Genomic DNA, 15,040 nt, shown 5'->3' with positions numbered 1-15,040 from the left:
GTACGTGGATGACTCCGACAACGCAGCGTGGGGGCACCTCCCGTGCCCGAAGGGCTACGGGGGAGTGCGTGCCAGGCGTCGCGAGCCAGGCGGGACTTTCGCAACACGCCCTAGCCGACCGCCACCGTGCGCTGAGCCGAGAAGTCCCCCCAGTTCCCGTCCGGGAGCTTCGCCCGGAGTTTGACCGAGTAGCGGGTGCCTGGCTTGTCGGTGACGGTGAAGCTGTAGTGCGCCCGTCCGGGCGGGGGTTGGGCGCCCCAGACGATGGTCGTGGCGAGTTTGCCGTTGAGGAAGAGCTGGTGCTCCGTAACCGGGGCGCCCGTCTTCGGTGGGGTCCAGGTCAGGTCCACGGCGCCCTTGCGGACCGTGGCCTTCAGATGGGTCGGCGCGGTGCTCGGGCCGTCCCCGGGGGCGGAGGCGGTCGTGAGGTCGAGCGTCGCGCTGTCCGGGGAGGAGTTGTCCGCCGCGTCGCGTGCTCGGACCGTGAAGGTGTAGACGGTGCCGGGCCGCAGGCCGGTGATGCGGGCGGTGGTCGTCGTGGCGGGGACGGTGTGGATGCGGGAGTCGGCCTGGTAGATGTCGTACGACGTGACGGCCGTGTCGTCGCTGGACGCACCCCAGGTCAGGATGACCGAGCGGGCTCCCTCAACCCTCCCCTTGGGGAGGCCGGGGGTGCTCGGGGGGCGGCTGTCCTCGGCTGCCGGGGCGAGGGTCGTCACGGGGATCGACGCGCTGTGCGGCGAGGCGTTGCCGGCGGCGTCGAGGGCGCGGACCGTGAAGGTGTACGCGGTGGACGGCGTCAGACCGTCGACGTCGATCATGTGCTTGGTGGCGGGGACGGATTTCACCTTGGTGCCGGTGCGGAAGACTTCGTACGTGGTGACGCCGCGGTCATCGGCGGACCGTTCCCACATGACGTGTACGGAAGTGGAGCTGCCGGCCTGTGCCGTGACACCGCCCGGCGCGGACGGGCTGCGGGTGTCCTTCGCCTGCTGCTCACCACCACAGGCGGCGAGCAGCAGCGCCGCCGCGCACATCAACAGGAGGAATCGCAGGGGGCGTTGCACCGGACTGCCTCCGTCCGACGGAGCAATGGTCCAGACCTGTATGGCACAGTCGGTCACGCCCGGCAAGAGCCCGCGCGCACCCGAGCGTGCGCGGTTGACCACCGGTGGCGGTCACACCGTGAGCGCGGCGGCCTCCTGGCGTGCCTGGTGCAGCCAGAGCGCGCGCTGCTCATCGGTCGAGTCGGTGACGGTACGGAAGACGACCCGGCGGACGTCGGCAACTCCTGTGTACGGCAGCACGCATGCCGACCAGACCGCCTGCAGCGGGTCACCGAATTCGCTCTCCTCACGCTCGGCGGGCGTGTCCGAGGTGTTCAGCACGAGCGCCCGGCCCGCCTTCAGGAGCCCGGCCGGCTCCCCGTCCGCGGTCCCGAGCTTGTAGGCAACACCCGGCACGAACACGCGCTGAACCCAACCCGTGAGGACGGCCGGCGGCATGCCCCACCAGTTCGGGTGGACGAACACCATGGCGTCGAGGGTGGCCACCTCGGCCCGGTGCAGAGCCAGGTGCGGGTCGTGCGCGAGGGATGCCGGCCGGACCGTGTCCGTCTCCTCGGCGGACAGGAGCGGGACGAAGCCCTCGGCACAGAGGTCGTGCGCGACGACCTGGGCCCCTCGCCCGTGCAGCTCGTGCACCACGGCGTCGAACAGAGCGTGGTTGAAGCTGCCCGGCCGTGGGTGTGCGAGGTAGACGCCTACACGCATGGTTCGCTCCCTGATCGCTACAGGCCGTCACCGGCCTTCATTCCCTGCGGAGTTCATGGAATGGATACGACAGCACACCGCCGACCTGCTGTGGGGCGGCGATCGCTCAAGGCGGTCGCTCGGGGTAGCGCGCGGCTGTGGTCCGCGCCCGTCCCGCAGGCGGACCAGCTCACGGTTCGCGGCTTCGGCATGGCCCGGATCGAGAGCCGGCCATGCGCGGGCAGATACGTGGTCGATGCACCGCCGGCTCTCCCGTTCAGACGATTCAGGCTCTTCGGGCCCGGTCCGGCACGTTACGGGACGAGGTGGGATTCCGACCTGCGAATTATCGGCGCGTCCTCCCCCGCCCCGCCGTCCTCACGGTCTTCGCGGCGTGCGCCGCCAAGTCCCGGACCACGCTGTCCGGGTGACGGTCGCGCAGGCCCTCCAGGACGCGGAGGGACAGCGACGGGTCGGTGGTGGCCAGGGCCGGAATGAGGGACGCTGCGCCGCCCGGCCAGGTGGAGGCGGCTTCGTCGAAGGCGTCGAGGAGGGCCGCCGGGGGCGCCTCGGGCTTGCGTTCCTCGGCTGCGGAGGCGACGGAGGCGCGCATGTCCTCGCTCCAGTGGAGGTCCAGGTCTTCCAGGAGCAGTGCCGCCCGGGCGCTGAGGGGGACCATGTCCTCCGAGGCGGGTTCCCCTCGGTTGAGGAGGACGAGGCGGGCGTGGGCGCCGGTGGCCGGGTCGGTGAGGGCCGGGCGGAGGACGCTCGCGGGGATGCCGGCGAGGTCGAGCGCGGCAAAGAGCGCGGACAGGGACAGGCCGGGGGAACCGGCCGAGACGGCGGCCAGCAGTTCGCCCCAGGGCGCGTCCGTGGCGCCGCGGGCCGTGGTCCACGAGGACAGGGCCGCGGCGGCGATCGCCGGGGGCCAGTACTGGACGGCCGCGACGGTCTGCGCGGCGTCCCAGGCGACGACGGACCGGTCGTCGGGCGCCGCGACATGGCCCACGGCCAGGACGTGGCGCACGACGGCGCTGCCGAGCGGGGTGAGGCCGTACGCGTCGCCGGTACGGAACACGCAGCCGGTGCCGGCCAGTTGGTCGACGACGCCGACCAGGGCGCGGGCGTGTTCTTCCAGCTCCGAGCGGTCGGCCTCGGTCAGCTCGGGCAGGCCGAGGAGGGCCGCGAGTTCGTCGAGCGGCGGCGTCGTGTACGCGGCGGGCGCGGTGTCCGGGACCGGGACGGGGGCGTCCTCCAGCTCCGGGGAGATCTTCCAGTCGGCGTGGTCGGAGGCCTTCCGCGCCACGGAGTCGGGAGTGCAGCCGCGCTCGTACAGCGCGTAGAGCACGTGCGCCGCGTCGAGGGCGTACACCTCGCCGGGCTCCTCGCCCGGCTCCCCGCGCAGCTCCTCGCCCGGGCCGGGGCCGGCGGCGATGCGATCGACGGTCACGGCCAGGATGTCCGCGCCGAGTTCGGTCAGTTCCTGCGGGGTTCCACCGGTCCAGACGGCGGTGGCCGGGCCGGGGAGTCCGCACTGTTCGGCGAGGTCGCGCACCTCGTCGGCGCCCGAGGCGAGCGACGCGGGCAGCGGGGCGGCGTGCAGCAGTGCCTTGATCTCGTCGGGGGCGGGCAGTGCGGACGGCGGCGGCAGCGGGACGGCGGAGTCGCCGTAGTAGTCGAGATGCTCGTCGAGGAAACGGTCGGCCAGGACGACATGGGGCAGCGCCTCCGGGCCGGGGGCCAGACCCTCGTACGGCCCCGCCAGCGCGGCGCTGAGCCCCTCGGCGGTCCAGTGGTCGGTCAGGGCGGCCGCGAGGTTCTCCAGCTCGGCCGTGAGCGCCTCTTCCGGCCGGTCGGCCGAGAGGGCGGGGGTGGCGGGCAGCAGGGGCCCGGCCGGTGGCGGTCGTTCCATGTCGTGGGCGAATGCGGCAAGCAGCGCCTCGGTCAGCCGGACGCGGGACGCGAACGTGCACGCCGTGACGTCGGAGCGGTGCAGCGGATCGGGGAGTTCCGGGCGGTCGGCACGCGGTGCGGCGTCCAGCGCGGCGAGCCAGGTCCGGACGGCGTCGGCATCGTCGGCATCGACACCGTCCGCCCGCAGCAGTGACGCGTACCAGCGGTGCCAGGTGAGGTTCCGCGGGTCTGACATCGCCCGTTCGAACTCCGGCAGGGCCTCGTCGACGGCCGCCAGCAAGCGGGCATGGCGCTTGGCATTGAGCCGGCCCGCCGCGCGAACGTAGTCCGCGAGAGCAGCGAGGACGTCGCGGACTGCGGCGAGCTCGGGCGGGGCGGCCCACAGCAGCAGCGGTACGTCCTCATGGAGCACGCGCCGCAGCAGCTCCGGCGTCGGTTCGGGCACGCCCGCCCTCCGGTCCGCACCGCGCAGGGCGAGCAGGGCGAGCACGGCGTCCGCAGGGCGTACGGGCAGAGCGGCTCCCCGCTCCGTCCGCGCCCAGGCGAGGAAGTCGTCGAGGCCGGTGTTCAGGGCAGTCGTACGCGTCACCCGGGGAGCGTACGGGCGACCGCGGGGCGCTGCCCGCCCTGGCGCGAGCGGATAGCCCGATCGGAGGAAACCTCTGGTCACTGGTCGTATGCCGGACGGCGGAGCGGCCGGCGATGAGTTTGCGCGCACGCGAAGGTCTGCCAGTCATGGGAACGAACGAGAGGAACAAGATGAACACGACGAGCGCCCCGGACCTGGGACCGGTCGCCGCGGGCGTGGACCGGATCACGCGGGGCATCGACGACGCCCGGCTCGGGGACCCGACCCCCTGTCCGAAGTACGCCGTACGGGAACTGCTCGCCCATGTGGTGGGGCTGTCCGTGGCGTTCCGCGATGCCGCGCGCAAGGACTTCGGCCCGACGACCGGCACCGACCCGGGCACGGTCGAGTGGGTTCTGGACGACGACTGGCGTACGAAGCTGCCGCGCGTTCTGGAGGAGCTCGTGACGGCCTGGCGCGAGCCCGGCGCCTGGGACGGCGACACCCAGGCCGGTGGGATCACCTTCCCGGCCGCGATCGCGGGCCGGGTCGCCCTCAACGAGCTCCTCGTCCACGGCTGGGACCTGGCCCGCGCCACGGGCCAGGACTACGCCCCGGACGAGGCCGGCCTCCAGGTGTCGTACGCCCTGATGGCCCCGGCCGCGGACGACCCGGGCCGCGGCGGCATGTTCGGCCCGGTCGTACCGGTACCGGATGACGCACCGCTGCTCGACCGGGTCATCGGGCTCAGCGGACGGCGACCGGACTGGACGCCCGGGGTGGCCTGAGCCGACGTGGGCGCCTGCCGCTCGGCATCGCCCTCGGCGCCGCATACAGCCGGCCGGCCGTGACGCGAACATGATCGGCTAAGGTGACGGGCGGCTGTTGCCGAGCCGAGCGCACAGCGACACACATGAATACGTTCCGGGGGACCCAGTTGGCCACGTTGACCACCCGTCAGCGTCTGATCACTCGCATACGCACGATGCCCAGTCCTCTCGCGACGGCTGCCGTACTGACGCGCCCCTCCCGCCCCGACCGCATTCACGACCCGGTCATCACCCGACTGCAGCACGGCCGCACGGCGCTGGGCCTGGTGGCCATGGCATGGCTGCTCCTCTCCTACCCGTTGCGCAAGGGTCGTGAGGAGTTCGTCCTCGGCAAGCTGGAGGAGCTGGTCATCGGCTGCGTCATCGTGCTGGTGGCCGGAATCATCGGCGTCGGCGCCTTTGTCTTCTCGGCCCGGCCGCCTCTCGGCCGCATGTACGCAAGCCGCGTCGGCGGCCCGCTGCGCGCGCTGGCCGCGATACCTCTGGGAGCGGGCGTCTGCTGGCTGATGACGGCCGCGCTGGGCGGCGACATCGTCACGACCTCGGACGTGGGCCGGCACGACTTCTTCTTCGGCCTGTTCGGCGACACCGCCGGCACGCTGATCAGCGGCCTTGTGATCGCGCTGCTGTTCGTCGCGGCGGCCGTGGTCTGCGCCGTCGTCCTCCTCGCGGCGGCGGGCTTCACACTGGTGGCCGCCGTCAACGGACTGAACTCCTGTTTCCGGACCGCGGACGTCCACGAGCTGCTGCCGGCCCTGCTCTCCCCGCTGCTGGTGTGGTCGCTCTTCGCCCTTCAGCTCTTCGACGACGCCGACGTGGCGGCGCCACCGGAGGTGCTCTACACCTTCCTGCTCGGCGGTCCGCTGTCGGTGACCGCCCTCTCGGTGTGGGAGGCACGACGGCTGCGCAGTCGGTACGGCGTGACCCTGCGGTCGGCCCTGGGCGTGTTGTGAAAGTCCCGCCTGGCACGCGACGCCTGGCACGCACTCCCCCGTAGCCCTTCGGGCACGGGAGGTGCCCCCACGCTGCGTTGTCGGAGTCATCCACGTACGTCCAGTACGAGGATGATCTCCCCCAGAGCTGCGCCTGGGAGGTGCCCCCATCGCCTTGCGATCGCACGCACCAGACGCCGCGGGCCCCGCCCTCCGGGCGGACGGCGTTATTTTCGCATCGCGCCCTAGCGGTTTCTTCCGTGGAGTGTGGCCGGAGCGGCCCTCCCCCTGGCAGGTCCACCGGCGCTCCTCGATTCGAGCGCCACCGCCTCGACGGGCAGCCGCGCCAGGAGCCGGCGGGCAGCGCCGGGCTCCTGGGCCGAGCTCCCGCGGCAGACCTCCTCGTTCGAACTCCTTGGCTGAAACCTGGACTGAACTCCCGCTCCCGGCAGCCCTTCTCAGGGCGTCGGAATTGGCCCGTCCCCCAGCGGGAACCGTCCGTCGAGTACGGCCGAATTCCGCCGTACGGCAGGGGTGTACGGGCCTCCCGATGCTCTGATAGGAAAGCTTCCTAACAAAGCAGGGGAACACCGGAGCACTGGAGCAGCAGCAACACCCAGCCCACCCAGCACACCGAGAGAAACACCGAGAACACCGAGAACACCGAGAACACCGAGAACACCGAGAACACCGAAGCGATGAACTCCCCTTGGAGGTCACAGGTGCACGCCCCCCACCGAAGCACCATCGCACGACGTACGGTCCTCGCCACCGCCCTGCTCGGGCTCGCTGTCACGGCTCTGCCGGGCACGGCAGGTGCGGCGCAGGACGTACGTGCCACCGGGCTCGACGACCCGGCGAAGAAGGAAATCGCCATGAAGCTGGTGTCCAGCGCGGAGAACTCCTCGCTGGACTGGAAGGCCCAGTACAAGTACATCGAGGACATCGGCGACGGCCGGGGCTACACGGCCGGCATCATCGGATTCTGCTCCGGCACGGGCGACATGCTCGATCTGGTCGAGCTCTACACCGACCGCAAGCCTGACAACGTCCTCGCCCCGTACCTCCCCGCTCTGCGCAGGGTCGACGGCACCGACTCGCACGAGGGCCTCGATCCGGACTTCACCCGGGACTGGAAGAGGGCCGCCCGGGACGCCGAGTTCAAGAAGGCCCAGAACGACGAGCGCGACCGGGTCTACTTCAACCCGGCGGTCAAGCGCGGCAAGAGCGACGGCATCGGCGTCCTGGGCCAGTTCATCTACTACGACGCCATCGTCATGCACGGCGACGGCGGCGACAGCACCAGCTTCAGCAACATCCGCAAGCGGGCCCTGACCAAGGCCAGGCCGCCGGCTCAGGGCGGTGACGAGGTCACGTACCTCCACGCCTTCCTCGACGCCCGTGTCTGGGCGATGAAGCAGGAAGAGGCCCATGAGGACACCAGCCGCGTGGACACCGCGCAGCGGGTCTTCCTCAACAAGCGCAATCTGAACCTGAACACGCCGCTGGACTGGAAGGTCTACGGCGAGAGCTTCCACATCGACTGAACAAGGCCGTACGGCGACGGCGTCGTACAACGCCGTCGCCGTACGCGCGTCAGTGAACCGGTACCGGCTCCGGCTCCGACTCCGCCTGCGTCTCGGGCGAACGGGCCTTGGTGCCCAGGTGGTTGAAGGCCAGGTTCAGCACGATCGCCACCACGCACCCCATGGAGATACCCGAGTCGAGCACCACCAGCAGATCCTTGGGGAAGGCGTGGTAGAACTCCGGCGCCGCGATCGGGATCAGCCCGATGCCCACGGCGGCCGCCACGATCAGTGCGTTCTCGCCCTTCTCCAGCGCGGCGGTGGCCAGGGTCTGGATTCCGCTCGCGGCGACCGAGCCGAAGAGGACGATGCCCGCGCCGCCGAGGACCGGCAGGGGGACGAGGGCGATGACGGAGGCGGCGACCGGGCACAGACCGAGCAGGATCAGGATGCCGCCCCCGGCCGCGACGACGAAGCGGCTGCGCACCTTCGTCATGGCGACCAGGCCGATGTTCTGGGCGAACGCACTGCACATGAAGCCGTTGAAGAGCGGGCTGATCGCGCTGCCGAGGGTGTCGGCGCGCAGTCCGCCCTCGATGATCCGCTCATCGGCGGGCCGGTCCACGATCTTGCCGAGGGCGAGCATGTCGGCGGTGGACTCGGTCATGCAGACGAGCATCACGATGCACATGGAGATGATCGCGGCGATCTCGAACTGCGGGGCGCCGAAGTGGAACGGGGCCGGGAAGCCGACCAGGTCCGCGTTGCGCATGGCCTCGAAGCTCGTCATGCCCATCGGGATCGCGATGAGCGTGCCGGCCACCAGGCCGAGCAGGATGGCGATCTGCTGCAGGAAGCCGCGCAGCAGCTTCCTCAGCGCGAGCACGATCACCAAGGTGAGGGCCGCCATGCCGATGTTCTTCATCGAGCCGAAGTCCGGTGCCGCCGCGTTGCCGCCCTGGGCCCAGCGGAAGGCGACGGGAAGCAGGGAGACACCGATCAGGGTGATGACGGTGCCGGTGACGACGGGCGGAAAGAACCGTACGAGTTTGGAGAAGTACGGGGTCAGGACGAAGCCCAGCACACTCGCGACGATGATCGCGCCGAACACGACGGCGATGCCGTCGTAGCCACGGTCCTTGCCGATGGCGATCATCGGGGTCACTCCGGCGAACGAGACGCCGTTGACGAACGGGAGGCGGGCGCCGACCTTCCAGAACCCGAGGGTCTGGAGCAGGGTCGCTATGCCCGCGGTGAAGAGACTGGCGCCCATCAGGAACGCGGTGTCCTTGGCGCTGAGGCCGACGGCGGGACCCACGATCATCGGCGGGGCCACCACCCCCGCGTACATGGCGGCCACATGCTGCAGACCGCTGGTGACCATCTTGAAGGGCGGGAGTGTCGCGTCGACCGGATGCTTCTGGTCGTCGGGTGCGGCATCTGCGTCGTTGTGAAACCTGGGCTTGGCTGCCACAGCGGTTCCTCCGGTCGTTTGACACGTCGGCTCAGACGTGGGTGTCAGGGAGGTGGTGCGGGTGATGCGGGGTGATGCGTGCGCCCAAGAAAGAGATGCCGGTGGGATGCCGACTCGATTCACCGTCCCCGGGGGGTGCGTACCTTTGGCGCACGCACCCCCCGGTGACGACTGCCACGGGCCCCGCTCGGGTCCATGGCTGCCGGCCGAGGGCCGTCCCCCTCCGCCGGACTACCGGGGGTCAGGGGGTGTCTTGCGGATCTTGCCGCGCTCGCGTGGTCTGATCCACAAGACACCCCCTAGGCCTGCGCAGCGATCCGCGCGAGGCGCTGGGCCTCGTCCCGCGTGGAGCGGGCGATGGCGTCCTCGTCGACGTGCAGCAGGCGGCTGTCCTCGACGACCGGCCTGCCGTTGACGAGGGAGAGGGTGACCGGGGCCGCCGCGCCGAAGACGAGGGCGGTCACCGGGTCGGCGATGGAGGAGTGGGCCAGGGTGTCCAGCTTCCAGAGCACCAGGTCGGCGAGCTTGCCGGGCTCCAGCGACCCGATCTGCGAGGCGCGGCCCAGTACCTGGGCGCCACCGTACGTACCGAGACGCAGGGCCTGGCGTGCGTTGAGCGCACGCTCGCGGTGCACGGTGCTGAGGCGGTTGATCAGCAGGGCGTTGCGCAGCTCGGTGTGCAGCTCACCCGACTCGTTGGAGGCGGTGCCGTCGACACCCAGGCCGACCGGCACACCGGCGGCGAGCATGTCCGGTACGCGGGCGATTCCGGCGGCGAGGCGGGCGTTGGAGGACGGGCAGTGGGCGACGCCGGTCTTCGTACGGGCGAAGGCCTCGATGTCGGAGTCGTTCATGTGGACGCAGTGGGCCATCCACACGTCCTCGCCGAGCCAGCCGGTCGACTCGAAGTAGTCGGTCGGGCCCATGCCGAAGAGCTCGTGGCAGAACTTCTCCTCCTCCACGGTCTCCGAGCCGTGGGTGTGCATCCGCACGCCGAGCCGGCGGGCGAGCTCGGCGCCCTGCCTGAGCAGTTCGGTGGAGACGGAGAAGGGCGAGCAGGGGGCGACGGCGACCTGGGTCATCGCGTCGAAGGAGGCGTCGTGGTGCTTCTTGACGGTCTCCTCGGTGGCGGCGAGCGCGCCCTCGGTGGTCTCGACGGCGAAGTCCGGGGGCAGGCCGCCGTCCTTCTCGCTGCGGTCCATGGAGCCGCGGGCGAGGGTGAAGCGGACGCCCGTCTCGGACGCGGCGCGGATGATCGCGCCGGACAGGTCACCGGAGTCCTTCGGGAAGACGTAGTGGTGGTCCATGGCGGTGGTGACGCCGCCGCGGGCCATCATCGCGAGCGAGCCCTGGGCGGCGGAGTACGCCATCTGCTCGTCGATGCGCGCCCACGTCGGGTACAGCGCGACCAGCCAGTTGAAGAGGTTGTGGTCGGTGGCCAGACCACGGGTGATCCACTGGTAGAAGTGGTGGTGCGTGTTGACCAGGCCCGGGGTGACCAGGTGGCCGGTGCCGTCGATGCGGCGGACCACGTTCTCCAGGTTCTCGGGGGCCTTGCCCGCGCCGATCGACTCGATCCGGTTGCCGGCGACGACGATGTGGCCCGAGGCGTACTCGGTGTCGTCGGCGTCCACGGTCGCGATCGCACAGTTCTCGATGACGATGCGCGGGGCTGCTGCCGGTGCTGCCATGGCGGTGCGTCCTTTGTCTTTCAGTGGCGGTGTGGGCACGGCAGGACCCTGGGAGGATTTGAGTGCCACAGCCGCGCGGCTGTGGGTGCCGAGAGGGTGCAAGGACGGTGGAAGGACAGGTCGAGCAGGACCGCCGCGGGCGCTCCCGCGTTGCGTACACGTGTCAAGGAAACCACCTGTTCCCTCCTGTCCGGTACGGCCCCGCCCAGGTCAGGGGCGGGCGGGGCCATGGTCGGTCCCGCGTCAGAGGTTGGTCATGTCGACGGGGATCCGCGGCTCGACGCCGTCCCGAAGGATCGTGGCCTCGATCAGGCCGTAGGGGCGGTCGGCGGCGAAGTAGACCTCGTTGTCGTTCTTGAGCCCGAAGGGCTCCAGGTCGACGAGGAAGTGGTGCTTGTTCGGCAGGGAGAAGCGGACCTCGTCGATCTCCGAGCGGTTGTTGATGATCCGCGAGCCCATCTGGTACAGCGTCTGCTGCAGCGAGAGGGAGTACGTCTCCGCGAAGGCCTGGAGCATGTGCTTCTTGACCTGCTCGTAGGACTTCTCCCAGTTCGGCATGCGCTGCTCGTCGTCGGTCCAGTTGAACCGCCAGCGACCGGACACCTGGGTGGCGAGGATGCGGTCGTACGCCTCCTGGAGCGTCGTGTACTTGTCCTTGACGTAGCCCCAGAACTCGGAGTTCGTCGAGTTCATCACGACCAGGTCCTTGAGGCCGGAGATGACCTCCCACGAGTCACCGTCGTAGGTGATCTGGGTGACCCGGGTCTCCTGGCCCTTGCGGACGAAGGAGTGCTTGACCTCGTCGGCGCCGATGAACTTCGAGTTGGCGTCGGAGGTCGCGATGCGCTCCCAGGCGTACTCCTCGATGCGGATACGTGCCCGGTGGATCGGCTCCTGCGAGGTCACGAAGTGACGGGCGAGGTGGATGCCGAACTGCTCGGCGGACTCGATGCCGTACTCCTTGGCGAACGCGTACACCGTGTTCTTGGTGGTGTCCGTCGGCAGGCAGTTGGCGTTCGAGCCGGAGTAGTGGACCTCGGCCATCTCGCCGGAGAGGGCGACCGAGACGTTCAGGTCCTTGATGTGGTGGGTGTCGCCGTCCCGCGTGATCTTGACGACACGGTTCTCAGCCTTGCCGTACTGGTTCTGTCCCAGAATCGTGGGCATGTCTGCTAGCTCCCTCGGTAAACGGAGTAGCCGAACGGGTTGAGCAGCAGCGGTACGTGGTAGTGCTCGCCCGGTTCGACGGCGAACGTGATCGCCACCTCCGGGAAGAACGCACCGCTGTCCCGATTCGCGGGGGCGTCCTGCTGCGCATCGGCTTGCTTTTTCGCGACTTCGAGAAAATAGGGCTCGGTCTCGAAGTCCAGTCGTACATGGGTGGTGCCCTCCGGCAGCGCCGGCAGGTTCTTGCAGCGCCCGTCCGCGTCGGTCGCGGATCCGCCGAGTGCCACCCACTCCGCGCCGGAGCCGTCGCGGGCGGACCCACGGGCCGACAGGCGGATGACGACGCCCTCGGCGGGCCGGCCGATGCTGGTGTCCAGGATGTGCGTGGACACCGACGCCGTGGTTTGCGTACTCATGCGCTCTCTTCCTCTACGAGACGGCTCAGCCGGATGCGGTTGATCTTGCCCAGCTCGGTGCGGACGATTTCCCGCTCCTGCTCGGGCGAGTTGTCGATCCGCTCGCGGACGGCGTCCCTCATCTGCTCACCGGTCCGGCCGGTGGCGCAGATCAGGAAGACGTGGCCGAACTTGTCCTGGTAGGCCAGGTTCAGTTCGAGCATCTCGGCCTTGAGGCCCTCGGAGGCGCCGGCCATTCCGCTCTGTTCGCGGGAGGAGGTCGGGTCACCGGGCTTCGGCCGGCCGATCGGCGGGTGCCCTGCCATCGCTTCGGCCAGATCAGCGGCGGTCAGCTCGGCCATGGCGGCGTCGCTGGCGGCGAAGAGGGCGTCCACAGTGGCGTACGGGCGCTGGGCGAGCAGTTTGCTTCCCCACGCCGAGCTGGCACACACCTCGTGCAGCGCGGCCTGGGCCTCGCTGTCCGCCGAGGTGTTGAACCGGGCGAGGCCCGGTACGGAAGTCGAAGTCACGGGAGCCTCCGTGGCTGTTTTGCAAGGTGCGTCGGACGGGCTGCGGATAGCTAACGCCTTCCCTCAACACCCCGTCAACACTTTGTTGAAACTTCGTTGCCATAAAAGCCGCCGTCCCGACATATGGACGGCGGCCGTGTACGCGGAGTCAGCCTCTACTCACTCTTCGCCGCGTTTTCCCTGTTCAGGTAGTTGTACACAGTGAAGCGGCTGACACCAAGGGCACTCGCCACCGTCTCCACCCCATGCCGCACCGAGAAGGCACCGCGTGCCTCCAGGAGCCGGACGACCGACTGCTTGGTCTTGCGGTCCAGCGCGGACAGCGGCATGCCGTGGCGGCGTTCCAGCGCGACCAGAATGTGGTCCAGCGATTCGGAGAGCTGCGGCAGCCGTACGGCAACCACCTCGACACCCTCCCAGGCCAGGACCACGTCGTCGCGCCCGGCCTGCTCGGGCAGCAGCATCTCGGCGCCCATGGCGTCCACCAGCGGCTTGACCGCGGTGATCAGGGGGTGCTCTCCCGGCTCGGTCACTTCTCCTCCTCCCCGATCACATTGACCTGCAACGAGACCCGAGTGGCGCCCGCGCCCAGAGCCTGGCGCAGCAGCGAGTCGACCGCGGTGAGCACCGCGTCCGCCGCGCCCTCCGCCGTGTTGCCGAACGGTCCGACGTCCACGGCGTCCAGATCGGCAGCCTGGATGACCTCGCGTGCCACCAGCGCATGGGCCGGGGCTTCGTCCAGGTCGAAGGGTTCGGTGGTGAACTCCACTCGCAATCGCAGCATGCCCCCCACGTTAGGGCCTGTCCGGTGGATCAGGCTGGGTGAGTGAGCGGCGTCATGCGGCTTCGGATCCAAGGCGGAGGAAGAAGTCATGGCGGAGCCCTGCCGACTGACGACAACGCAGGAGACGGAGTCGCAGGGCGTCGCGAGCCCAGCAAGATCCACCGGACAGGCCCTGAGCCCGCCTGTGCCGCGCTCCGCCGGGCGGCCCCCGCAAAGTCCGCCGTGGCCGTCGGTCCACCGCTTCGTCGCGTTGTTCGGATCCGTGCGACGGATCGGCGTCCTTCCCGCGTAGAGCCTGTGAAGGAAGCTGCATCGGCCCTCATCTCCGGTGCGGCAGCGGGACAGGGAGGGGTACGCGTCATGACAGGGCATGGGCGCAGGGGTGTCAAGGGAACGTTTGCCGCGATGGCGGCCATGGCGGTGCTGACCGCCTCGCAGGCACCGGGTGCGCTCGCGTCCGGTCGGACGGAGGAGGCTCCGGCCGCGCCCGAGCCGAGCGTCTCGGGAAACTCCCCGTATCGCACGGCGCTCCCGCCGCTGCGGCCGCGGGCCGGGGCCACAACGGACACCGGCCGCTCCTCGGACGAATCCGCCGTGACGGCCGGCGCGCTGCCGGCCACGGTCTTCGCCGCGTACCGGCAGGCAGAGGAGGAGCTCGCGCGCAGCGCCCCGGGCTGCAATCTGCGCTGGCAGCTGCTGGCCGCGATCGGCCAGGTGGAGTCCGGGCAGGCGCGCGGCGGCCGGGTGAGCCCGGACGGTACGACCCTGAGGCCGATCCTGGGGCCCCGGCTGGACGGCAAGGGGTTCGCCCTCATCGGCGACACGGACGGCGGGGCGTACGACGCGGACAGCGCGTACGACCGCGCGGTCGGCCCGATGCAGTTCATCCCGTCGACCTGGGCCGTCTGGGGAGCCGACGGAAACGGCGACGGCCGGAGCGATCCGAACAACATCTACGACGCGGCTCTCGCCGCGGGCCGCTATCTGTGCGCGGGCGGGCGGGATCTGTCCGACCCGTACGAGCTGGACCGCGCGATCCTCGGCTACAACCACTCCCAGGCGTATCTGAGGACGGTCAGGGCGTGGTTCGCGTACTTCCTCGAAGGGCACCGGGTGGTGCCGGACCAGCTCGGCGGCGCGGCCGGGGACGCGGTCCGGCCGCAGCCCGAGGCGTCCCGTCCGGAGCACACGGAACCGTCGCCCTCGGCGTCGAAGACCCGACCGACGGGCGGCGGCGGGGCCGGTACGCCGTCCCCCTCACCCTCGCCGTCGAAGACCCGGCCGGCGGACGGGGCCGAGGAGCCGGCGGAGCCCGTACTGCCGGTGCCCACAACGAGCGTCGAGGTGCCCGGCGGCGACGTCCTGCCCACAGCTGATCCGCTGGTCGGCAACGGTAAGGACTCGATGACGGCCGCCCCCTCCACAACTCCGGATACCGGGCGGTAATGTCGCGTTCCCGCCGGGCGGCACGGGATCGG

Annotated in this window: 14 protein-coding genes; 4 read left to right on the top strand and 10 right to left on the bottom strand. The window is 70.3% G+C overall.

The window, feature by feature from the left end:
- Positions 1 to 110: 110 nt before the first annotated feature.
- The 3 genes from ACZ6ZQ_RS19580 to ACZ6ZQ_RS19570 form a co-directional block, all read right to left on the bottom strand.
- Positions 111 to 1,067 (bottom strand): fibronectin type III domain-containing protein, encoded by a 957-nt coding sequence (locus ACZ6ZQ_RS19580; RefSeq protein ID WP_469769757.1) that lies wholly within the window; start codon positions 1,065 to 1,067, stop codon positions 111 to 113.
- 111 nt (positions 1,068 to 1,178) lie between these two features.
- Positions 1,179 to 1,772 carry an NAD(P)H-dependent oxidoreductase gene (locus tag ACZ6ZQ_RS19575; RefSeq protein ID WP_469769756.1) on the bottom strand — a complete coding sequence of 198 codons (594 nt, stop codon included), beginning with the start codon at positions 1,770 to 1,772 and terminating at the stop codon, positions 1,179 to 1,181.
- 325 nt (positions 1,773 to 2,097) lie between these two features.
- Positions 2,098 to 4,254 carry a hypothetical protein gene (locus tag ACZ6ZQ_RS19570; RefSeq protein ID WP_469769755.1) on the bottom strand — a complete coding sequence of 719 codons (2,157 nt, stop codon included), beginning with the start codon at positions 4,252 to 4,254 and terminating at the stop codon, positions 2,098 to 2,100.
- Between the two features lie 146 nt (positions 4,255 to 4,400).
- Here ACZ6ZQ_RS19570 and ACZ6ZQ_RS19565 point away from each other — a divergent pair, with 146 nt between their 5' ends.
- The 3 genes from ACZ6ZQ_RS19565 (at position 4,401) to ACZ6ZQ_RS19555 (ending at position 7,542) form a co-directional block, all read left to right on the top strand.
- The gene (locus tag ACZ6ZQ_RS19565) at positions 4,401 to 5,021 is read left to right on the top strand and encodes a TIGR03086 family metal-binding protein (protein WP_469769754.1); all 621 of its coding nucleotides are present in this window, start codon (positions 4,401 to 4,403) and stop codon (positions 5,019 to 5,021) included.
- Positions 5,022 to 5,218: 197 nt separating this feature from the next.
- Positions 5,219 to 6,016 carry a hypothetical protein gene (locus ACZ6ZQ_RS19560; RefSeq protein ID WP_469769753.1) on the top strand — a complete coding sequence of 266 codons (798 nt, stop codon included), beginning with the start codon at positions 5,219 to 5,221 and terminating at the stop codon, positions 6,014 to 6,016.
- A gap of 701 nt (positions 6,017 to 6,717) precedes the next feature.
- Positions 6,718 to 7,542 (top strand): chitosanase, encoded by an 825-nt coding sequence (locus ACZ6ZQ_RS19555; RefSeq protein WP_469769752.1) that lies wholly within the window; start codon positions 6,718 to 6,720, stop codon positions 7,540 to 7,542.
- A gap of 49 nt (positions 7,543 to 7,591) precedes the next feature.
- On the opposite strand, the gene ACZ6ZQ_RS19550 is transcribed toward ACZ6ZQ_RS19555, so the two are convergent.
- From ACZ6ZQ_RS19550 to ACZ6ZQ_RS19520, 7 genes are all read right to left on the bottom strand, one after another.
- Positions 7,592 to 8,995 carry a nucleobase:cation symporter-2 family protein gene (locus ACZ6ZQ_RS19550; protein ID WP_469769751.1) on the bottom strand — a complete coding sequence of 468 codons (1,404 nt, stop codon included), beginning with the start codon at positions 8,993 to 8,995 and terminating at the stop codon, positions 7,592 to 7,594.
- A gap of 299 nt (positions 8,996 to 9,294) precedes the next feature.
- Positions 9,295 to 10,686, bottom strand: a complete 1,392-nt coding sequence (locus ACZ6ZQ_RS19545) for an 8-oxoguanine deaminase (RefSeq protein WP_469769750.1) — start codon at positions 10,684 to 10,686, stop codon at positions 9,295 to 9,297.
- 243 nt (positions 10,687 to 10,929) lie between these two features.
- A complete protein-coding gene (gene pucL / locus ACZ6ZQ_RS19540; protein ID WP_469769749.1) occupies positions 10,930 to 11,853 on the bottom strand; it encodes a factor-independent urate hydroxylase in 924 nt (307 codons plus the stop codon).
- Between the two features lie 5 nt (positions 11,854 to 11,858).
- Positions 11,859 to 12,269 (bottom strand): hydroxyisourate hydrolase, encoded by a 411-nt coding sequence (gene uraH, locus ACZ6ZQ_RS19535; protein ID WP_469769748.1) that lies wholly within the window; start codon positions 12,267 to 12,269, stop codon positions 11,859 to 11,861.
- Positions 12,266 to 12,778, bottom strand: coding sequence for a 2-oxo-4-hydroxy-4-carboxy-5-ureidoimidazoline decarboxylase (gene uraD, locus ACZ6ZQ_RS19530; RefSeq protein WP_469769747.1), 513 nt, complete (start codon positions 12,776 to 12,778; stop codon positions 12,266 to 12,268). The genes uraH and uraD overlap by 4 nt, the downstream gene beginning before the upstream one ends.
- A 155-nt stretch (positions 12,779 to 12,933) precedes the next feature.
- Positions 12,934 to 13,311, bottom strand: a complete 378-nt coding sequence (locus ACZ6ZQ_RS19525; RefSeq protein WP_469769746.1) for a helix-turn-helix domain-containing protein — start codon at positions 13,309 to 13,311, stop codon at positions 12,934 to 12,936.
- A complete protein-coding gene (locus ACZ6ZQ_RS19520) occupies positions 13,308 to 13,559 on the bottom strand; it encodes a YkoF family thiamine-binding protein (protein WP_453668054.1) in 252 nt (83 codons plus the stop codon). The genes ACZ6ZQ_RS19525 and ACZ6ZQ_RS19520 overlap by 4 nt, the downstream gene beginning before the upstream one ends.
- 363 nt (positions 13,560 to 13,922) lie before the next feature.
- Here ACZ6ZQ_RS19520 and ACZ6ZQ_RS19515 point away from each other — a divergent pair, with 363 nt between their 5' ends.
- On the top strand, positions 13,923 to 15,008 hold the full coding sequence (locus tag ACZ6ZQ_RS19515) for a lytic transglycosylase domain-containing protein (protein WP_469769745.1): 1,086 nt from the start codon (positions 13,923 to 13,925) through the stop codon (positions 15,006 to 15,008).
- Positions 15,009 to 15,040: the final 32 nt, after the last annotated feature.

It is taken from the genome of Streptomyces sp. NPDC053673 (assembly GCF_055585225.1).
Note: the sequence above shows the minus strand (reverse complement) of the source record. Positions and strands in the feature narration are given on the sequence as shown.